This is a genomic window from Litoreibacter sp. (assembly GCF_058136045.1).
Genome location: NZ_JBYVDD010000004.1, coordinates 167756 through 187502 on the forward strand (window position 1 = coordinate 167756; position 19747 = coordinate 187502).

18 protein-coding genes and 1 tRNA gene are annotated in these 19747 nt (G+C 56.4%); 3 read left to right on the plus strand and 16 right to left on the minus strand.

The genetic code is table 11. From position 1 onward, the window contains the following. Positions 1 to 128: 128 nt before the first annotated feature. The 14 genes from AC3Y7R_RS06230 to AC3Y7R_RS06295 all read right to left on the minus strand — a co-directional run bounded on the left by AC3Y7R_RS06230 (position 129) and on the right by AC3Y7R_RS06295 (position 14176). Positions 129 to 202 (minus strand) — tRNA-Gly (locus AC3Y7R_RS06230). Positions 203 to 289: 87 nt separating this feature from the next. After that, positions 290 to 1321 (minus strand): Gfo/Idh/MocA family protein, encoded by a 1032-nt coding sequence (locus tag AC3Y7R_RS06235; protein ID WP_490041160.1) that lies wholly within the window; start codon positions 1319 to 1321, stop codon positions 290 to 292. Then, complete coding sequence (locus tag AC3Y7R_RS06240; RefSeq protein ID WP_490041161.1) at positions 1318 to 2310, minus strand: Gfo/Idh/MocA family protein; 993 nt, start codon at positions 2308 to 2310, stop codon at positions 1318 to 1320. Before AC3Y7R_RS06240 ends, AC3Y7R_RS06235 begins: the two co-directional genes overlap by 4 nt. Beyond that, positions 2303 to 3319, minus strand: coding sequence for a Gfo/Idh/MocA family protein (locus AC3Y7R_RS06245; protein WP_490041162.1), 1017 nt, complete (start codon positions 3317 to 3319; stop codon positions 2303 to 2305). Before AC3Y7R_RS06245 ends, AC3Y7R_RS06240 begins: the two co-directional genes overlap by 8 nt. An 83-nt stretch (positions 3320 to 3402) precedes the next feature. Beyond that, a complete protein-coding gene (locus AC3Y7R_RS06250) occupies positions 3403 to 4299 on the minus strand; it encodes a DMT family transporter (RefSeq protein ID WP_490041163.1) in 897 nt (298 codons plus the stop codon). Positions 4300 to 4302: 3 nt separating this feature from the next. Continuing rightward, positions 4303 to 5184 (minus strand): NAD(P)-dependent oxidoreductase, encoded by an 882-nt coding sequence (locus tag AC3Y7R_RS06255; RefSeq protein ID WP_490041164.1) that lies wholly within the window; start codon positions 5182 to 5184, stop codon positions 4303 to 4305. Next, positions 5181 to 6314 carry an NAD(P)/FAD-dependent oxidoreductase gene (locus AC3Y7R_RS06260; RefSeq protein ID WP_490041165.1) on the minus strand — a complete coding sequence of 378 codons (1134 nt, stop codon included), beginning with the start codon at positions 6312 to 6314 and terminating at the stop codon, positions 5181 to 5183. Before AC3Y7R_RS06260 ends, AC3Y7R_RS06255 begins: the two co-directional genes overlap by 4 nt. Beyond that, on the minus strand, positions 6311 to 7132 hold the full coding sequence (locus AC3Y7R_RS06265) for a shikimate dehydrogenase family protein (protein WP_490041166.1): 822 nt from the start codon (positions 7130 to 7132) through the stop codon (positions 6311 to 6313). Before AC3Y7R_RS06265 ends, AC3Y7R_RS06260 begins: the two co-directional genes overlap by 4 nt. Further along, positions 7129 to 8118 (minus strand): Gfo/Idh/MocA family protein, encoded by a 990-nt coding sequence (locus tag AC3Y7R_RS06270; RefSeq protein ID WP_490041167.1) that lies wholly within the window; start codon positions 8116 to 8118, stop codon positions 7129 to 7131. Before AC3Y7R_RS06270 ends, AC3Y7R_RS06265 begins: the two co-directional genes overlap by 4 nt. Further along, complete coding sequence (locus tag AC3Y7R_RS06275; protein ID WP_490041168.1) at positions 8115 to 9617, minus strand: UxaA family hydrolase; 1503 nt, start codon at positions 9615 to 9617, stop codon at positions 8115 to 8117. Before AC3Y7R_RS06275 ends, AC3Y7R_RS06270 begins: the two co-directional genes overlap by 4 nt. A gap of 10 nt (positions 9618 to 9627) precedes the next feature. Further along, positions 9628 to 10557, minus strand: coding sequence for a phytanoyl-CoA dioxygenase family protein (locus AC3Y7R_RS06280; protein ID WP_490041169.1), 930 nt, complete (start codon positions 10555 to 10557; stop codon positions 9628 to 9630). Positions 10558 to 10566: 9 nt separating this feature from the next. Continuing rightward, positions 10567 to 12192, minus strand: a complete 1626-nt coding sequence (locus AC3Y7R_RS06285; RefSeq protein WP_490041170.1) for a TRAP transporter large permease — start codon at positions 12190 to 12192, stop codon at positions 10567 to 10569. Then, positions 12192 to 13022 (minus strand): TRAP transporter small permease subunit, encoded by an 831-nt coding sequence (locus AC3Y7R_RS06290; RefSeq protein ID WP_490041171.1) that lies wholly within the window; start codon positions 13020 to 13022, stop codon positions 12192 to 12194. Before AC3Y7R_RS06290 ends, AC3Y7R_RS06285 begins: the two co-directional genes overlap by 1 nt. A gap of 134 nt (positions 13023 to 13156) precedes the next feature. Then, positions 13157 to 14176 carry a TRAP transporter substrate-binding protein gene (locus tag AC3Y7R_RS06295; protein ID WP_490041172.1) on the minus strand — a complete coding sequence of 340 codons (1020 nt, stop codon included), beginning with the start codon at positions 14174 to 14176 and terminating at the stop codon, positions 13157 to 13159. A 251-nt stretch (positions 14177 to 14427) separates the two neighbouring features. Between AC3Y7R_RS06295 and AC3Y7R_RS06300 the strand changes: the two genes are divergently transcribed. Next, positions 14428 to 15087: a GntR family transcriptional regulator gene (locus AC3Y7R_RS06300; RefSeq protein WP_490041173.1), complete on the plus strand. Its 660-nt coding sequence runs from the start codon at positions 14428 to 14430 to the stop codon at positions 15085 to 15087. Between the two features lie 9 nt (positions 15088 to 15096). Here the strand turns inward: AC3Y7R_RS06300 and denD are convergent, their stop codons facing one another. Both denD and AC3Y7R_RS06310 read right to left on the minus strand, forming a co-directional pair. Continuing rightward, complete coding sequence (gene denD / locus AC3Y7R_RS06305) at positions 15097 to 16062, minus strand: D-erythronate dehydrogenase (protein WP_490041174.1); 966 nt, start codon at positions 16060 to 16062, stop codon at positions 15097 to 15099. Then, positions 16059 to 16979 carry an NAD(P)-dependent oxidoreductase gene (locus AC3Y7R_RS06310; RefSeq protein WP_490041175.1) on the minus strand — a complete coding sequence of 307 codons (921 nt, stop codon included), beginning with the start codon at positions 16977 to 16979 and terminating at the stop codon, positions 16059 to 16061. The genes denD and AC3Y7R_RS06310 overlap by 4 nt, the downstream gene beginning before the upstream one ends. A 129-nt stretch (positions 16980 to 17108) precedes the next feature. On the opposite strand from AC3Y7R_RS06310, the gene AC3Y7R_RS06315 reads away from it, so the two are divergent. Both AC3Y7R_RS06315 and AC3Y7R_RS06320 read left to right on the plus strand, forming a co-directional pair. Further along, entirely contained in the window at positions 17109 to 17858 is a 750-nt protein-coding gene (locus AC3Y7R_RS06315; RefSeq protein ID WP_490041176.1) for an SDR family oxidoreductase, read from the plus strand. A 79-nt stretch (positions 17859 to 17937) separates the two neighbouring features. Beyond that, the gene (locus tag AC3Y7R_RS06320) at positions 17938 to 19725 is read left to right on the plus strand and encodes an IlvD/Edd family dehydratase (protein ID WP_490041177.1); all 1788 of its coding nucleotides are present in this window, start codon (positions 17938 to 17940) and stop codon (positions 19723 to 19725) included. Positions 19726 to 19747 lie beyond the last annotated feature (22 nt).

Consider the following 19747-nt stretch of genomic DNA (forward strand, 5'->3'; position numbering starts at 1 on the left):
CTATCGTGCCCCAAGTGGCCATGATTTCGGTGCAGCCTCTAACACTGGGTTGCGCATTTCTACGACGAACGCGACATATCCATCAACCTTTGCCGCATCAAAGGGCCGGAGGAAACAAGAGTGGGGACTGGAGCGGGTAGCGGGAATCGAACCCGCGCCTTAAGCTTGGAAGGCTCTTATGATACCATTTCACCATACCCGCCCAGAGGGTTCAGGCTATATTTTGAGGGGTCTTGGTCGTCAAGGGGAGATTGGTGCTCACGCGGCAATTTTGCCCCGTAACTTCGCCTTACGGTGGCTGCCACCCGTCATAAAGTGCATGGGTACGTGGCAATGGAAGTTGTTCCTGCCTGCCAGTGCGCGCCGACGCATAAAGGGCCGTCACCAGCTCCACCGACGCGCGGCCTTGAGCCAAGGTCACCGGATCGTACTCGGTTGCGATTGCCTGTAAGAACCCCTCAAATCCCAGTGGCGGACTTTGAAAGCCGCTCAATGCCGCGTCGATCTCTGCTTTGGATGCACCACGCGGTGTGAACGTCCAAGGGTGTGCGGCTGGCGCGTAAGGAGACAGGCCGCTCTCGGCGGTAAACCCTTCAAACATCAGCTTAATTCGCGAAGTATCATTGCCCGCCCCAAGTGTGGCCGATGAACTCACCAACGCACCGCTTTCCATCACGAAACTCAGCGCCGCCGTGTCCTCGGTCTCGATCCCATTCACCCGCGTCGCCAATTGCGCGCTGACCTGCGCCACGGGCCCAAGAAGCAGGCAAATCAGATCATGCGCATGGATAGCGTGGCCAAGGATCACCCCGCCCTGCTCGCCCTTCCAAGTCCCGCGCCACGCCACGTCGTAGTAGTCGCTATCACGCCGCCAGTGGGTCTCGACAGAGGCGGCAAACGCCTTGCCCGCCAGCCCCGCACGGATCAGATGCAAAACTTGCCCGACGCCTATGCCAAAGCGGTATTGGAACACCGGATAGAGCGTCTGACCCGTCTGGGCGGCCACGGCTTCCAGCCGGTCCACATCGCACAAGGCTGTCGCCAGTGGCTTTTCGCAGATCACGTCTTTGCCCGCTTCCATCGCCGCAATAGCCGTCGAGACATGCAGGTGCGGCGGCAGGCAGACGTCGACAATATCCACATCCGCGCGCAGGGCTGCGGCCATATCTGTCTCGACAGGGATACCGTCTGCGATGCTCTCGGCGCGGCGCGCGTCAAGGTCACAGATCAACGAGACCTCGAAGGCGTCCGGAAACGCGCGGTAGGCCGCCAAGTGTTCACGCCCGATGCCCGCGCCAAATATCGCGACCCGCCGCTTCATTGCCCGTCCGCCATGGCCTGTGCACGCAGCGCCAACTCCATCACCTTAAAAGCGTGCGCCTGTGACATCGCGGTCTCGGTGCGGTCGCGAATATCTGCGGCGAGGCGCGCGAAATATGGCAACCCGGCACCGCTGGCATCAATGCGTTCGCAGCGCGTTGCATTCGTTAGAAGCAAGTGATCGGTGCCTTGCACGCCACCGACATCGACATATTTGCGCAACTCAATCGTCCCTTCCGTACCCAAAATCGTAAGCCGGCCATCGCCCCATGTGGGCAGCGCGTCGGGTGTGAACCAGTCCACCCGTATGTAGCCATGACCCTCGGGCGCGCGCAGGGCAATCTCGCCGAAATCTTGGAAGTCATGGTGCACACAAGACGCCGTGGCCAAAGTCACCTCGGCATCGCGCGCCCCCGTGAAATACAAAAACTGGTCAATTTGATGCGATGCAATATCAGTCAAAATGCCACCATTGCGCGCGGGGTCAAAGAACCAATCGGGCCGCGTCGGGCGGTTCAAGCGGTGCGGGCCAAGGCCAATAGTCTGGATAACACGCCCGATTGCCCCCGCCTGAACCAACTCCGCCGCCAGCGTGACACAAGGCACCTCAAAGCGCTCCGAAAAATCAACCGACCAGATGCGCCCTGTCCGGGCCACGCAGTCTTGAATGTCGCGGAGTTGCTCGGGCGTGGTGCAGCCGGGCTTGTCAGACATAACGTCGAAACCCGCCTCCATCGCGCGAATGGCCAACCCCGCGCGGTCACAGGGAATGGCCGAAATAATCACCAAGTCTGGCCGCGCCTCGAACACCGCCTCGACTGTCGGCAAGCGCGGAGCATCGGGGAAGCGTTTGCTAAACCCTTCAAGCGTTTCCGGGGTGCCATCAGTCCACCAGCCGACACAGCTCGCCCCCTGCTCCAACATATTGCCCAACATTCCAAACGCGTGGCGGTGATCAATGCCAAGGACGGCAATTTTTAATTCAGACATTTGGAACTTTCATACGTTTTCCCTCGATGGAGGATTCAGTTAACGCCTCGATCAGCGCATGGGTTTTCAGCGCATCACGCCCGGAAACCAGTGGCGCGCGCCCCGCATCCAACGCCTGCGCGAAATCATCAATGATGCCTTGATGCCACGCATGGGTGAACGCCATCGGGTCCGCACCACCGCCGGACTGTGCGGCGCCCCCGTGGCTCTCGACCCGCCCGTCTTGCCAATGAATGAGCAACTCCCCCGACGCCAATCGCGCCGAGCCTTTGGCGCAATGCAGCGTGATGCTTTCCGCCCCACCGGGGAAGCTGGCGGTCGAAGCGGTCAGCGTGCCAACCGCCCCCGATGCAAAATCCAAGCCTGCGGCAACCACATCCTCGCCCTCCATATTATGCAACTTACTGGTGCGCGCCATTGCTTGCACTTGCGAGACTGGCCCGGTTAGCGACAGGGCCAAGTCCAGCGAGTGAATGGCCTGCGTGATCAACACGCCGCCCCCGTCTTGCGAAAACGTCCCGCGGCCCGGCGCGTCGTAATAGGCTTGATCGCGCCACCACGGCACAGATATTTCCGCAACGGCCAGAGGGCCGAGGGCGTCGTGTTTTATCAGCGACGCCAGCTTTTGCGACGCTGCGCGCATCCGGTGCTGGAACACAATTCCCAATGGAACTTGAGCCACTTCGCATCGCTCAACGATTGTGGTTGCGGCATTCAGGCTGCGCTCGACGGGCTTTTCCATCAAGATAGGTTTGCGGCTCTGAACCAGTGCCGCGACAATCTCTGTGCGGGCATTGGGCGGAGTGGCAACGATCACAAAATCAATGTCAGGATCGGCCGCGATCTCTATTAGGGTCTTCGCACTCAGCCCGTGTTGCGCGGCGTAGGCATCAGCGTGCTCTGCCCTGCGCGCGCAGACCGCCACAAGCTCAGCGTGCTCCGATGCCTCTAGGGCCAAACGGTGGGTGTCAGCCACCATTCCCAACCCAATTAATGCTACTTTTTTCATTGCTTTCCCCTTGTCGGGAATACGGTGGGCCAATCAAGCCGAAGCGTCAATGTCGCGAAGCCTGCAATCCGCAACACGACCACTCATGAGAGGCTTTGCATCCGCGTACGCATCCAAATCAGCATGCCCGATCCGATAATTATAGCCGCCCCTGACAGGGTGGCTGCGTCAGGCACATGGCCCCAGATCACGTAGCTGGAAATTGTTAGGTAGATAAGGAATGCGTAGGAGTACGGCATCAAGGTATTGGCCGTCGCGAAGCGGTGCGCGCGGGTTAAAAGCTCATGCCCTGCCCAGCCAAAAAAGCCCAACGCTACCAGCAGTAGCCAATCCAGTGCTGAGGCTGGATTGGTCCAGAAATAAACCGCGAAGGGCAGCAAGACGACGCTGCCAAAGGCCCCGGCATAGAACTGCATGATCTCGGCCGAGACCACCCCGGACAGCTTGCGCGTCACGATAGAATAGAGCGCCATTGCCACGGCATTATGCGCGGTCAGCAGCATCGCCCAGTGGAAATCCGTGCCAAAGGGGCGCATCACAACCAGCACCCCAATGAAGCCAAGGAAGATGCCGAAGATACGCCATGGGCCGGCACGCTCGCCAAGCAATGGCCAACCTAAAAGGCATACCAAAATCGGAGACGTAAACATGATCGAGGCCGTGAGTGTGAGCGGCAGATAAAGCAAGGCCACGAAATTAAGGACCGTTGATGAGGTAAGAAGGTAGGCGCGAAAAAGGACCAACCCAAAACGATCCGATTTGAAGCGTTCCCGGTCCAAACCGCCGCGCGCGATCAGCCAAGTCGAGATGGCAAAATGGCCAATGTAGCGCATGAATGCCAGTTGCAGCGCAGGCAACCCTGCAAGTACCAACCACTTCACCGAGGTGTCGATGAAGGAAAAGAACAGCCACGCCGCCAATATCATTGCAATGCCAAGGCTTGCTCGGTCTTCTAACGCAGGTATGGCGACGCGGCTCATGTCTTATGGCTTCAGTTTTGCGGCGTAGAAGTCCACAATCTGGCCGACCATATCCTCACCACGGCCGTCGTCTCGTGCAGCTTCCAACGCGTTTAACGTGCCTTTCGACATGATGGATTCCACTCCGGCATCCCCCGCCATTTTGGCATAGTAGCCCACGTCTTTGGCCGCATTCTTGATGGCAAAGGCCAGCATGTTCGGGTCACCGTCCACACCGTAGGCCTTGACGAAATCCATCATGCCGGAATGCAGCGGCCCCGCACTCATCACGTCATATAGGGCTTGGCGCTCCACGCCTTGCACATCGGCCATGGCAAAAGCCTCGGCCATCGCGTTCGCCGTAGTCATGGCAAAGAAGTTGTTGATCAGTTTGATGGTGTGACCAGACCCAAGCGCCCCAAGGTGGAAGACGTTCTCGCCCAGATCATCCAGCACAGGGTTCACCGCATCAAATGTGGCTTTATCACCCGAGCACATAATATTCAGCAGCCCATCTTTGGCATGGGACGGCGTGCGGCCCAGAGGCGCATCCAGATAAGTCCCACCAGCGGCGGCGACCTCGGCCCCAAGCGCCTTGGTCGACGCTGGCAAAGAGGTGCCGAAGTCAACCACAACGCTCCCTGCCTTCAACCCTGCAATAACGCCATCAGCGCCGCGCATCCGGCTCTCCACCTGATCCGATGTCCCCATGCACAGCATGATTATGTCACTGCTTTCAGCTATTTCGCGGGCGCTCACGGCTTCGCGGGCGCCGCGCGCGATGGCCGCATCCAGATACGTGCGGTCAGTGTTGCCCAGCACGACCAACTCATGGCCCTTATCTTGCAACCGGCCCACCATTGCGCCGCCCATTAACCCTAGGCCAATAAATCCAATCTTACTCATAGCTCTTCTCCTGATTTTTCAAGTAATAATGCCGCTCCAAGGCGGCCAATTTCATCGCTGCATTTAGCCCCTGCCCCATTCCCACCCGCACAGATGGTTATGCGCTCAGACTGGCTGGAAATTTCGGGGCGCCGGTCTTTGGTCCATGAGGTCACACAGGCATCCATAGTGACAGAGCATACATCGAGATCCGGCATCAGCTCCATGATCATTGCGTGCAGATGGTCGCGCACTTGAGCGTTTCCACCTGACCGGAACCAGTCGCCGACATCCCCTTCCCCGACAAGCGGAACATCGGTAGGATCGCCCCCCAGTTTTACGTAAAACTTCCCGTCCGGATACCGGATCGGAGGCAACAGATATGGATCCTCCGGCATGTCATAAACTAGCGTCGGCATCGTTTGAAGGCGGTGGGCCTCCTGCTCTGAGACTTCGAAAAACGCCACCGTCCTTGCGAAGACATCAAGCTGCGAAGCACGCCCCAAGACCGCATCGCTATTATAACCCGCCGCAACAAGGACCTGCTCGAACCGATGCACCCCTTGATCCGTGTGCACGTCGATATGACCCGGTTGCTCATCCAGCCCCGTGACGGTGGCCGCGAGTATAGATGCGCCAAAATGCTGCGCAGCATTTACCTGCGCCGCGACCAGTTTCCGCGGGCTAATATGCCCCGCCTGATGTGGCTCGTGGGCGCCAGAAAAATGCTGCGGAAAGGTAAAGAACGCAAAGCGATTGGCCAAGGTGGCATGATCCATCACCTCACACGGCACATGGTATTTAGCGCGCCCAACCTCGATGCGGTCCATAAAGGACTGCCCGCCCGCCATGAGGGCACCACACTCGGTATAGAACCGAATGCCGCTTTGCGCTTCGATCTGCGCATATCGCTCAATTGCTGCGACTGAAACCTCGACCCAAAACGGGTCCAAAGCGTTCTTGCGGGTAATCCGGCCCTCATCATAATGCGACCCAAAAACGCCCGAGTGGGCCCGCTTGTCCTCAGGCTCCGGCGGCCCGACAAGCGTGACGTCATAGCCAGCCATCGCCAGATGACGCGCCGCAGCAGATCCCCAAAGCCCACGACCAATGACAGCAATTTTTCCGACATTCAAAGAGCCCGACATCATGGCCGCACCCCCTCAAGTCTTGGCAGGAATTCTTTGGCGTCTAGCGATATCCCTGTGAAGCCCGCAAAACTGCGAATAGCCATGTGCCGGAAAAGGTCAAACCCCGTCAAACACTGTAGACCCGCGGCCGCCGCATCTTGCAAAAACCTCGTGTTGGTAGGGGTATAGACGGCATCAAAAGCCCAGACCTGCGCCCCTAAATCATCCCTGTTGAATGCCGATCCGGGATACTCAACCATCCCCAAAGGCGTTGCATTCACAACGCCCGAAGCAGCACGAACAGCCTCGCGCAAATCTTCTTCAGGGATGGCGCGGGCGGGTGGGCCGAGGCCGCAGGCGAGGTCAGCCGCCCGTGCTCCATCCATGTCATAAATGGCCAGATCCGACACCCCTTCCCGCAGCAATGCAGCGGCAATGGAGCGTGCAACACCCCCCGCCCCCACCATCGCCACAGGACCCCGATCCGATATCTGCGCAAAAGCCGCTAAAAAGCCCGTGTAATCAGTGTTGAGCCCAACCAAAGGGTCGCGAAACACCAGTAAGTTTGAAGCCCCAAGATGTGACACATCGGCAGACATTCTCGCCCCAGCATATCCTGCCGCTCGGGTCTTGAACGGGTGGGTTACTGCGACCCCATCCCACCCTTGCATACGTTTTTCATCAACAGATTTCTCAAAGTCGAAACCCGTAATTTTCGCTGTATCAATCAATTCGAACTCCAGCTTCATCCCATGCGCATCACACAAAATCTGCAACGCTGCTGGCAATCTTGTGCGGGAAATATGCTCGCCAATAAGCCCCGTTTTCAACACAGTCATGCGGCCCTCCCCATTGGGGCAACAGCCGCCTCAATCGCCAAAGTCGTGTCGAGTGTTTTACGTCCTTCCACGGCATCTATCACCGGAAGAATATGGCCTTCACAAACTTGCTTAAAGTGGAGAATCTGCGCGACAAGTGGCACATTTCCCTCATAATTTTCCTGCCGACACGCAGGTGTCTGCGACCAATCCTCAGCCCCCGACCAAACCGTCAGTGAGGGGAACGATACCGCGCCTTTGGTCCCACAAATACGTAAATAATCTTCACCAGTCGTCGCTATGTTGGGGTTCTCGCCAGTGGCCGCTTCAAATCCGTAAGGGCTGGCGCAGGTGTCAGAGAAGGCGATGCTTGCGCTCACCCCACCCTCAAATCCCAACACTGCCACGCCACTTTCAACCCGCGCCGCGCCGCGCTGCGCATTTGAGCCGACACCTGCCACAGACATGACGTCACCAAATAAATAGCGCAGAAGATCAACCTCATGGACCAAGTTTAACGCCACCGGAGACCCATTCACCCCCGCCCGCCAAGGCACTGAAAAATAAGGGTCTGGTTTCTTCAGCGCCCAAATTATAGAGGCCAAAACGGGCACACCAACCACCTTTTCATCCAGCATCTCCTTAAGGCGCGCCACCCCTGCATGGTGGCGTCTGTGGTGCCCGACAAGGGTCTGAACCTGCGCCTGTTTTGCAGCCGCGATGATCCTGTCCGCCGCCTCCAGAGAATGGGCCACGGGCTTCTCAATCAACATGTGCCAACCGCGCGCGGCAGCGGCCTCGGCGTGATCAGCGTGTAGCTGGGACGGAGTGGCAATCACAATCGCATCAGCATCGACATCAACAGCATCTATACTGGCAAAATGCGGCACATGGTTTTGCTGCCGGCTTGGGTCGATAACCCCGACAACTTCGATCTCTGGCATCGCCAAAGCGTGCTGCAAATGCCGCGCGCCAATCAAGCCAATGCCAGCAATCAGCAGCTTCACATCACCGCCCCTATTTGCCACGGCACAAACTCATAATCGCCCAAACCCTGTGCCTCAGACTTTGAGACCTCCCCCGAGGCCACCCGCAAAATTTGCTCGTAAATCTCGCGCCCCTTTTCCTCCAGCGTCACCCCACCGCTCAGCATGTCGCCAGCATTCACGTCCATGTCACCCGTCATGCGCGTGAACATCTCGGTGTTAGTCGCGACTTTGATCGTTGGTGCAGGCTTGGATCCAAACGCCGAGCCGCGCCCCGTGGTAAACACCACCACCTGACAGCCCCCTGCAATTTGCCCCGTCACGGATGCCGGATCATAGCCGGGGCTGTCCATGAAGGTGAAGCCTTTGGCCGTCACAGGTTCCGCATATTTATAGACCCCCATCAGCGGCGAGGTGCCGCCTTTGGCTGCCGCCCCCAGAGATTTCTCCAAAATGGTCGTCAGCCCACCCTTTTTATTGCCCGGCGACGGGTTGTTATCCATCGAGCCCTTGTTGCGCTCGGTATAATCCTTCCACCACTCGATCAGCCCAACCAGCCGCTCGCCCACATCGCGAGACGCCGCGCGCCTTGTGAGCAGATGCTCCGCGCCGTAGATTTCCGGCGTTTCAGCCAACACCCCCGTGCCACCCTGCGCCGCCAGCAAATCGCACGCATAGCCCAGCGCCGGATTGGCCGTCACACCGGACCACGCATCAGAGCCGCCACATTGCAAGGCCACTTTCAACTCGGACACAGGGCATTCGCTACGCGTTGCCTGATTGGCAATCGGCAGCATCGCCTCGATTTTTTTGATCCCCAGATCAATGGTCTTTTGCAGGCCCGCAACGCCTTGGATATTCATCACTTGAAAGGTAGGCGAGGCCTTTAATCCGTAGGCCTCCAGCAGCCAATCAATCTGGTTCATCTCGCAGCCCAACCCGACCATCAACACGCCCGCATGGTTGGGGTGTTTGGCATAGCCCCACATGACGCGTTGCAATGCCTCGAACCCGTCGCCATCCCCGGCCATGCCGCATCCCGTGCCGTGAACAAAGGCGCAAACGCCATCCACATTGGGGTAGTCTTTCAAGCGCTCGGGGGTGAAATAATCGGCAATACGCCGCGCCGCAGTAGCCGAGCAATTCACCGAAGTTACAATGGCAATATAGTTGCGCGTGCCGACCATGCCGTTGTCGCGACGATAGCCCATAAACGTGTCGCCCTGCGCCGGTGTAACAGGACGCATATCAGTGCCGAACTCATAGGCGACACTGGTGTTTTGGAACGCACAATTATGGGTGTGTACATGGTCGCCAGCCGCGATATCTTGCGATGCAAGGCCAATAAACTGCGCGTATTTTCTAATCTGCTCACCTTGCGCAATAGCGCGTGTGGCGATCTTATGCCCCGAGGGGATCAGGCCCGTCGTAGCTGTATTCTCCACAGATTTCCCAGCCTCCAAGGCACGGGTTGCGGTGACGACATTGTCGTCCGGATCAAGTCGTATGGTGTCTTTCATAAGTCTTCTTTCAAGCGCAATACGGCGCGTCGGAGGTCCAGCGGTGAATATCTATATGGGGCTCTGAGGAGAGGCGCGCGCGCGCGTCTTCCCACAATTTACGCCACGCTTTCCAGTCATGCAATTCTGTCTCAGGGTTCGCGCGCGAGCGTGCCACAAAGTCGGGAAAATGACCGCGCCCTGTGGGCTGGCCCGTTTTGTTAAACCGCAAATCAAACGACCAGCGGATATTTTGCGACAGGTTGGGCCGCGATGCATGGGGCACCAGCGGATGGAAAATCACCACCCCGCCAGAGGGCACAGGCAATGGCACCGCGCCCTCTTCATTAATGAACTCGTCTGCAATGGCGGTTTGCAGCTTGGGGCAATGGGGCAATATATCTTGCGGGCCGGAAAAGGGCTGCACTTTGAGGCATCCGTTTTCAAGCGTCGCATCCGTCACGGCAAGCCAGACGGTGATCATTTCAGTCTCATCCGCCTCCTCCAAGGCCACCGCGCGGTCTTGGTGCCAATCCGTCGAGGCGATATGCGCGCGGACCTCGCCGTCGCGCAGGTCTGTGGCAGGCGGCTTGATGCGCACATGTTGGATCGGGTTGGAGGTGATCTCTGGCCCGATCAAATCCTCGACCATATCTAGCAAGCGCGGATGGGTCGCCATATCAAACACTTCTGGGCCAAGGTGCATGGGGGTGTCGGGCGCTATACGCTCGCCCGGAAGTGAAATATCCATCGGTTGAAACCAGTCACGCCCAGCCCGATAGGCGGTGATCAGCTTTTGTTCAAACCCCTGCACCTCGGGCAGGTCCCAACCGGCATATAGGGTGTCGAGAAGCGTCGCGTACTCCGCCCTCACACGGTTCAATACATCTTGCGGGATGACGTCTGGGACGACCAGATACCCATCTCGGTTAAAGGCAGAAATCTGGTCATCGCTTAGCATTTTCATCCCCTATGGAAGTAAGAGCGACACGATTGGCGGATAAATCAAAAGCACCGACAATGCGCAGAGTTGCAGCACGATGAACGGCAAGAAGCCTTTGAAGATATCCGTCAGCGAGATATGCGCCGGTGCTACTGATTTCAGGTAGAACGCCGCTGGGCCAAAGGGAGGCGACAAGAAGCTAACCTGCATGTTCATACAGAACACAACGCCAAACCAAATCGCAATGTGACGTGGGTTCAGGTCACCGAACATGCCGATTTCTTCAATCGGGAGGCGCTGCACAATTGGCAAGAACACTGGAATAATCAGCAACACAATGCCAACCCAATCCATGAACGCGCCCATGAACAATAAGATCAGCATCATCAGCAAGATGATCCCCATGGTCGGCAAGTCAGAGCCAACAACCATATCAGCCACGAAGACCGGACCGCCTGCAATCGTATAGGCCCCTGCAAGCGCCGCCGCCCCAATCGTCACCCAGATAATGGTGCCGGTAGATTTCAGCGTCCGCATCAGCGAATCCCAAACCAGATCAAACGAGGCTTCGCCACGTAAGATCGCCATGACCAGAACCGCAGCAGCGCCCATGGCAGCCGCCTCGGTAATCCCGGTGATCCCCATATAGATAGAGCCAAGCACCACGCCGATAATGATAATCGGTGGCACAAGCCCTTTGCCCATATCCCAGCCGGTTTTGGAGCGCTCTTTGCCGAACACAAATATGGTAAGCAACAAGGCCACCGCAATCATGCCGCCGAACCAAGGCAGGTAGTCTAGCGTGCCAAAACGAATAGGATCGCCGGTGCTCGCCGCATTTTGTCCCGTGAATTCAAAGAACAAAACCCGCACGAAAAAGAAGCCGCAAAAGCCCATGACGAGGCGTGCTAGGAATGCAAAGAAGAGCAATGACTTCTCAAGACCGCGTGGTTCGCCCTCGACAGGTTCAGGCAATGGCGCATCTTCTGGGCGCAGGCGTGTGCGCACGATGATGTAGATAATAATGAACGATGCCAACATGAAACCCGGCAAGAAAGACGCGGTGAATAGCGCTTTGATCGAGGTCTCGGTGATTAGGCCATAGATGATGAGCACAATAGAGGGCGGGATCATCGTGCCAAGGCAGCCAGACGCACAGATCGTGCCGATCGCTAAGTTCTGATTATACCCAAGCCTCAACATTTGTGGCAATGCAATTAAGCCTAGCAAAACAACTTCGCCGCCAATGATGCCAGACATCGCGGCCATGACCACAGCCATGATGGACGTCACGATAGCAATGCCACCACGGGTGCGGTTCAGCCAGACGTTCAGCGAGGAATACATATCTTTGGCAATGCCGGAGCGTTCAAGCAAAGCGGCCATGAAGATAAACAACGGGATAGATATAAGAACATAGTCCGTTAAGAGCCCGTATATCTTTTGCGCTAAGATATTGAGCGGCCCCGATCCCGGTCGCCCCGTCAATATCCCGTCGCCAAAGGCCATGGGGTTGGCCAGCAAGCCGGGCTCGAACTTCATAACCAGCACTAAAACTGCCAAGATGGCCGACGCAAAGCCAAGCGGCATCCCGATGGCGAGCAAGACAATCAAGCCCAGCATCAACACCAGTGAAATTGTTCCAATATCCATTACTCTGTCCCCACAGCTTTTTTCAGCCGCTCAATTTCGTCTTCATCAATGTCATCAGCGGCGGAATGCAAAACGGGCTCGGCATTCCAGTCCGAGAACAAATTGATCACAGCCTGCACCGCCACCAGCGACACAACGATCAACACCATAGGTTTGACCGTGGCCGGAATAGGTGGGTTAAAGGCCGAGCCGAACAACTCCCAACGCCCGAACTTTTTGAACGCCTCGCCGTAGCCGCCGTAGACCAAGAAGAAGGCAAACAGCGCAATCAAAAAGGTCGAAAGGATATCGCAAGCCCGCTGCAAGGGCCGCGGGAACAAGTCATAGATTAAGTAGATACGAATATGGCTGCGTTGCTGCATGGCATAAAGCCCGGCGCATAGGAAAACGAAACTGGCCAACCAAAGTGACAGCTCATTTGCCCAAAGCGTCCCAGCATTGAGCAAATAGCGCACGAAAACTTCGTAAAGCATAACGCTGGTCAGAAGGACAACCAGCAGCATGGTCACGCGACCAATAAAGATAGAGAGACGGTCCAGCGGGCCCCAAGCCTCAAATTCCATCGGCGCGCGGCGCACTGTCATAACGCCCCAAATGGCCATGAGCGGAATACCGATCAAAGCCAAAATATCAATGATGTCGATATGCTCTCCCATCACGACAGGCATGCCCGGCGCGACATCGGTACGTTCAAAATGCGCTGCGAGTTGATCCTGGTGCCCGCCCCAATCAAGAATAAAGGCCGGCATATGCCAGATCACCCACCCTGCGCATAAAATGAATGCTAAGGGCACAAGCCACTCAACAAGCGTGCCATATTTTTGCTTCACGATGTTCTCCCCTAACGACCACGCGCACCTGCGCTGGCCTGCCGTCCCTGATCGAAAATTTTACGGACAATGCCTGTACCAGTAAGACCTAATGAGAAGGGCGGACGCGGATGCGCCGCCCTTCCTTTTTGATCTTACTTAACCAGACCTAATTGAGTGAGGTACTCAATGTGCGATGCAACCAAAGCTTCTGCTTCTGGCGTATCGGCAAATTCACCCCAAGCTGATTGCGCAGCAGCGCGGAACTCAGCCATGTCTTCTGGAGCCCACTGAGACAAGGTAACACCTTGCTCACGCAGTTTTGCGGCAGCTTCAGCATTCTTCTTCTCGAATGTCAGTGCGGTGCGCAATGCAAGCGCTTCCATGGTGACTTTCATAATACGCTGATGCGCTTCTGGCATCGCGTCAAAGACAGCCTTGTTACAAGTAAGGTGATCAGATGGCATCGAGTGGAAGCCAGGGTAGTTGGCATATTTAACGATGTCATACAGACCCAAACCAACGTTGTTGGCCAGACCAGACGCGTCAGCGCCATCAATGATACCGGTTTCAAGCGCGGTAAAGATTTCGGTGAAATCCATCACGATTGGCTTGGCGCCCAGTTTTTCAAAGATTTTGGTTTCCATGCCTGGAGGCGAACGGAATTTCCAGTTTTTGAAATCAGCTACTTTTGTGATTGGCTTGCTGGAGGCAAAGGATTCTTGACCGTAGATCCACCAGCCGATCAGCTCCATGTCGTACTTGTTGTACAGTTTGGCTGCGGCTTCCAAGCCACCGCCGTAGTACAACCAGCTCAGCTGTTGGTATGGCGTGTCGTAGCCGCCCATGATGTCGCCCACGAATTGGAACGCCGAGTTTTTACCAGTTTGGTAGCCACCGCCGGTCATGTCGCAGTCAATGATGCCAGTCGCAGCCGCATCAAAGGTCTCAACTGATTTCACAACGGAGGACGAGTAGAACATTTCCACTTCGATGCCGCCACCTGACATGGTTTGAATGTCATCAATGTATTGCGCAGCCAATTTGCCGGACACAGTTTCAGGCGCATAGTGTGTTTGGATGCGGAGCTTTGTAGTTGCGCCCTCAGCCAGCGCACCCGAGGCAAGCAAAGCCACAGCGGCTACAGAGCTCGTAGCGGTTTTCAGAAAATTCATGATGTCCTCCCAGACGATTTATATCGGTGCCGCAAAGTGAATCAGCAAAGCAAATGCCCCGAACCACCCTAGCGTCCGGAAAACCTAGCAACGGAAATCGAAACTGCCAACAAAAAAACTTATTTTTCTTTAATTTTGAAATTTCTGTACAATTTCAAAATTCACCTGTACCAAAGGTCCGCAGCAGTTAATGTGCCCATATCAGCGCGAGCGCACACCAAATTTGATCGCCCACAGGGCAGGAGACCTAAATGGATTGCCCCACGATAAAAATGGACACCCCCGCCATCTACGATGATCTTCACAGAAAACTCGTCACAGCGCAATTCGGCCATGGCGAGAAGCTCAAATCCGAAGACTTGCGCCAAATCTACGGCTGTTCGGTCAACACGATTCGCGAAGTACTGTTCCGCCTGTCCACCGCCGGCCTCGTCTCGTTCGAGGAGCAACGCGGGTTTCGCGCCAGACGCACCTCGCCCAGTCGCCAGCATGACCTGACCCAGTTTCGTATTATGCTGGAGCAGGAAGGCGCGAGCCTGTCGATCAAACACGGCGATATCGAGTGGGAAGCCCGCCTGTCTGCCGCCCATCACAAGCTTCGCCATATCGAGGGTGAGATCCGCCGCAGCGGCAGCGTGGAAACCGTGCTGAACCTGTGGTCGAGCGCCGAGTGGGAATTCCACGACACGCTAATTTCAGCCTGCCGTTCGCCCCTGCTGCGCGAGACCTACAAAACCATCTACGATCAGTTCCGCCAACAATTGGTCTCCTGCGAGACCAATTATGGCTACTTCCCCGACAACATAGCGGAGCATTGCGCCATCCTCAAAGCCGCCCAGCAGCGTGACGAGGTTGCATGCCGCCAGCACATTCACAGCCATCTGGCGCGCAACCTCATCACGGCAAGCTAAGATCACATCCTACTTTTGCAGGTCATCATCCAGATAGGTTTGGATGATATCCCTAAAGCTGGTTTCTGCCTTGAACCCCAACGCAATCGCGCGTGTCGGCTCAAAATTACGCGGCCATCCCTCCACGATCTTCGCAATAGTCGCATCAGGTTTCGGCTTGATCAGCTTCACCACATCGTTGCCCGCCATGTCGCGCAATGTCTCGATTTGCTCGGCCACGGTGCAGCTCACACCGGGCATGTTCACGGCGCGGCGATTGTTAAGCCGATCCGTATCAAGCAAAGCCGCATGGGTCAGGAACCCGGTCGCCGCCCGTGGACTGGCATGCCAATGGCGCGTCGAATCCGCCACCGGCAAAATCGCCTCTTGCCCGTTCAGCGGCTCACGAATGATCCCCGAGAAGAACGACGATGCGGCGGCATTCGGCTTGCCGGGGCGCACGCAAATAGTCGGCAGGCGAATGGATATCCCGTCAATGAACCCCTTGCGCGAGAAGTCCGCAATCATCATTTCGCAAATCGACTTTTGCGCGCCGTAGCTGGTTTGCGGGGCGGATAAGAAATCATCCGATATCTTGTCGGGAAACGGCCCGCCAAATACCGCGATGGAGGAGGTGAAAACCATCCGAGCGCGATATGTCGGATCGGCCTCTTGCTCAGCACGAAGTCCCTCCAGCAAGGCCCACATCGGATGCATGTTGATGTTCCAACCCTTGGCAAAGTCAGCCTCAGCCTCGCCCGAGACGATGGAAGCCAGATGGAAAATCACGTCTGGCTTGGTCTTGGCCAGCTGCTCCGCCACGCCTTGATCGGCGATTGAGCCGGTGATTTGCGCCGCTCCGGCAATCGCCTGAGGCGGGAATGCGATGTCGTGCAGTGTGATCTCGACCGGGTTTCCATCAAGGCCGTGGGTGCTCAGATGACGGGCCAGTTTTTGACCAACCATGCCGCCACCGCCGAGGATCAGGGCCCTCATGTGCTCAACCCGTTGCGTTTAAGAAGCTCCAGATACAGGCCGGAATGATCCTTTTCCGCCCCATCCAAATTGGTGCAGAAATCCTCGAACCGGTCGCGAGTCATCTGGCTAACAGGCAGATCAAGCCCTAACTGGCCGCTCTCGTTCAGCAGGTTATCAAGATCCTTAAGTTGGAATTTGGACAGCCCACCCGGCACGAAGTTACCGGTGGTCATGCGCTCGCCGTGTTGTTGCAAAATGATGCTATCCGCGAAGCCGCCTTTCAGCGCCGCACGCACTGCCGCGGGATCGGCCCCGCCTTTTTGAACCAGTAACATCGCCTCGGCCACCGCCGCGATGGTTACGGCAACAATCGCTTGGTTGGCGAGCTTTGCCAATTGACCGGAGCCTGTCGGGCCGACATGAACTGGGCGCCCCATCGCCTCGAAAACCGGAACCACTTGGGCAAAAGTTTCTGGCACGCCGCCCGCCATTATCGCAAGCGTTGCCGCCTCTGCCCCCTTCGTGCCACCCGACACCGGAGCATCTAGATAGCCAAAACCAAGACCGCGCAAATGATCGCCTTGAGCACGCGCTTCTTCCGGCTTGATCGAGGACATATCAACCCAAATCGCTCCGGCCTTCATCGCATTGGTCACAGCCGGATCATTTATGAAACTTCCGACCGTCGCCCCATCAGAGAGCATGGTGATTACAACATCTGCATCGACGACGGCTTGGGCGGCCGTGTCGTGCACAACAGCCCCATCTGCAACCAACACTTCTGCCTTGTTTCGAGAGCGATTCCAGACCGACAAAGGGAAGCCTGATTTGGCGATATTTCGTGCCATCGGAGCCCCCATGAGGCCCGTCCCCAGCAGCGCAACTTTTTGGTTTTTCATGGTAACTCCTGACCAGTGATTGCCTTGTTTGCGCAAACACTAGGACAGAAATTATGGAGTGAAAAGCATTGCCGCCAGATTATTTTGCGCTTACCCATTGGCGCAAAGCCACGCCTTGGCAAGACAGATAGACAAAAAACACAAACTAAAATACGGAGATTTTTCGTGACTAACCAACGACTTGCTGGAAAACGCGCCTTAATAACAGCAGCGGCTCAGGGCATCGGCCGAGCAACCGCCATCGCAATGGCCAATGAGGGCGCAATGGTTTTCGCAACCGATGTGAATGCCGATGCCATGGCCGATCTTAGCCATGACAACATAGAAACTTTCGTCTTGGACGTGCGCGATGACGCCTCTGTTACCGAGGGTATTGGACGTGCAATCCCGGACATACTTTTCAACTGCGCCGGCTTTGTTCACGCAGGCTCTATTCTTGAAACCAGCGGCGATGATTGGGACTTTTCTTTTGACCTGAATGTGCGCTCAATGTTTCGCACAATGCAGGCCGCATTACCCGGAATGTTGGAGCGTGGAGCCGGCTCAATCATCAACATGTCGTCGGCGGCATCATCAATCATTGGTGCACCCAATCGGTTTGTGTATGGCACCACAAAGGCCGCTGTAATCGGCATGACAAAATCGGTTGCTGTCGAGTACATCAGCCAAGGAATTCGTTGCAATTGCATCTGCCCCGGCACCGTAGAAAGCCCCAGTTGGCACGATCGTGTGACCGCCTTGGGTAAAGAGCTAGGCAGCTACGATGAGGCCATGAAGCAGTTCGTTTCACGCCAACCTATGGGGCGCGTTGCCACCGCGGAAGAGATCGCCGCTTTGGTGGTTTATTTAGGTAGCGACGAGAGTGGCTTCACGACCGGACAGCCCCATGTCATCGACGGCGGGTGGTCCGGCTAAGCGACGGATTCCCGTATTTTTAAGAACAAAGAAGACAAGCCTTTCTCAAAGGTCAGGCGCAATTAATAGGAACTGAATGATGGCTGATAAGTTGAAATTGCGGTCGCAACAATGGTTCAATAACCCTGACAATCAGGAAATGACGGCGCTTTATTTGGAGCGTTATTTGAACTACGGGCTGACCCGCGAAGAGTTGCAATCTGGCAAGCCAATTATTGGGATTGCGCAGACTGGCTCGGACCTCAGCCCTTGCAACCGGCACCACATTGAGCTGACCAAGCGCGTGCGTGACGGAATTATCGAGGCTGGCGGGACAGTGATCGAAATCCCAGTGCATCCGATTCAAGAGACTGGCAAACGGCCGACTGCCATGCTGGACCGCAATCTTGCTTATCTGTCGCTGGTGGAGACCTTGTTTGGCTATCCGATTGATGGCGTTGTGTTGAATATTGGCTGTGACAAGACCACGCCTGCCCTATTGATGGCGGCGGCCACCGTTAACATTCCTGCGATTGCCCTAAGCGTTGGCCCCATGCTGAATGGCTGGTTCAACGGCGAGCGAACAGGCTCCGGCACCATCGTTTGGAAGGCCCGAGAGATGCAGGCGGCGGGCGAAATTGACGACGACGGGTTTATGGAATTAGTGGCCTCTTCCACGCCTTCCGTGGGCTATTGCAACACGATGGGTACGGCCACCACAATGAACTCTTTAGCAGAGGCTTTGGGGATGCAATTACCCGGCGCGGCGGCGATCCCAGCGCCCTACCGTGAGCGGGGGCAGATCAGCTATTACACGGGCCAGCGCATCGTGGAGATGGTCAATGAAGACCTACGGCCAGCGGACATCATGACACGCGAAGCCTTTGAAAACGCTATTGTTATCAACTCGGCTATTGGCGGATCAACCAACGCGCCGATCCATTTGAATGGCGTCGCAAAACACTTAGGCATCAAGCTAACTAACGATGATTGGCAAGGCATTGGCCTTAAGGTTCCGCTACTGGTTAATTTGCAACCTGCGGGCAAATATTTGGGCGAAGATTATCATCGGGCGGGTGGCGTTCCGGCGGTCATTGGGGAGCTGTTGAAAGCGGGTCTGCTGCCTCACCCTGATGCCATAACTGCCAACGGCAAAACCATGGCCGAGAATTGCAGCGGCGTGCTAACTGGCAATGATGACGTCATCTATTCCTCTGAGGCGCCTATGCTCCAAGATGCCGGTTTCATTAACCTTAAGGGCAACCTGTTCGACAGCGCCATTATGAAAACCTCTGTGATCTCGGATGAATTCCGCGACCGCTACTTGTCCAACCCGAGCGACCCGAATGCTTTTGAGGGGCGCGCCATTGTGTTTGAGGGCCCGGAAGATTTTCACCATAAAATCGACGACGAGAGCCTCAACATTGACGAGCATTGCATTCTAATCATGCGCGGTGCGGGCCCGAAAGGTTATCCCGGCGGCGCAGAGGTCGTGAACATGCGCCCGCCTGCCTATCTGCTAAAAAAGGGCATCCACGCGTTACCTTGTGTGGGCGACGGTCGCCAATCAGGGACGTCTGGTTCGCCCTCGATCCTAAATGCCTCCCCCGAGGCAGCAGACGGTGGCGGACTGGCGCTGGTGAAAACTGGCGACCGGGTGCGTATTGATCTGGCTAAGTGCACCGCCAACATGTTGGTGGATGACGCCGAGTTGAAAGCCCGCGCCGAAAAACTGGTAAACGGCTCTATTGAGGTGCCAGACAGCCAGACCCCATGGCAGGAAATTTTCCGCGACATGGTTCAGCCGTTCAGTGAAGGCATGACGCTGAGGGGTGCCGCGAAATACCAAGACATCGCGCGCAAACATATGCCGCGCGACAACCACTAACCCAAACACGGAAACTTAGGAG

Bases quoted from the DNA above. Each gene is read 5' to 3' on its own strand.
- AC3Y7R_RS06240 (WP_490041161.1), bottom strand. From the start codon at position 2,310: ATGTCTGAATTAAAAATTGCCGTCCTTGGCATTGATCACCGCCACGCG.
- AC3Y7R_RS06250 (WP_490041163.1), bottom strand. From the start codon at position 4,299: ATGAGCCGCGTCGCCATACCTGCGTTAGAAGACCGAGCAAGCCTTGGC.
- denD (WP_490041174.1), bottom strand. From the start codon at position 16,062: ATGAGGGCCCTGATCCTCGGCGGTGGCGGCATGGTTGGTCAAAAACTG.
- AC3Y7R_RS06275 (WP_490041168.1), bottom strand. From the start codon at position 9,617: ATGAAAGACACCATACGACTTGATCCGGACGACAATGTCGTCACCGCA.
- AC3Y7R_RS06285 (WP_490041170.1), bottom strand. From the start codon at position 12,192: ATGGATATTGGAACAATTTCACTGGTGTTGATGCTGGGCTTGATTGTC.
- AC3Y7R_RS06265 (WP_490041166.1), bottom strand. From the start codon at position 7,132: ATGACTGTGTTGAAAACGGGGCTTATTGGCGAGCATATTTCCCGCACA.
- AC3Y7R_RS06245 (WP_490041162.1), bottom strand. From the start codon at position 3,319: ATGAAAAAAGTAGCATTAATTGGGTTGGGAATGGTGGCTGACACCCAC.
- AC3Y7R_RS06235 (WP_490041160.1), bottom strand. From the start codon at position 1,321: ATGAAGCGGCGGGTCGCGATATTTGGCGCGGGCATCGGGCGTGAACAC.
- AC3Y7R_RS06295 (WP_490041172.1), bottom strand. From the start codon at position 14,176: ATGAATTTTCTGAAAACCGCTACGAGCTCTGTAGCCGCTGTGGCTTTG.
- AC3Y7R_RS06320 (WP_490041177.1), top strand. From the start codon at position 17,938: ATGGCTGATAAGTTGAAATTGCGGTCGCAACAATGGTTCAATAACCCT.
- AC3Y7R_RS06300 (WP_490041173.1), top strand. From the start codon at position 14,428: ATGGATTGCCCCACGATAAAAATGGACACCCCCGCCATCTACGATGAT.
- AC3Y7R_RS06255 (WP_490041164.1), bottom strand. From the start codon at position 5,184: ATGAGTAAGATTGGATTTATTGGCCTAGGGTTAATGGGCGGCGCAATG.
- AC3Y7R_RS06280 (WP_490041169.1), bottom strand. From the start codon at position 10,557: ATGCTAAGCGATGACCAGATTTCTGCCTTTAACCGAGATGGGTATCTG.
- AC3Y7R_RS06260 (WP_490041165.1), bottom strand. From the start codon at position 6,314: ATGATGTCGGGCTCTTTGAATGTCGGAAAAATTGCTGTCATTGGTCGT.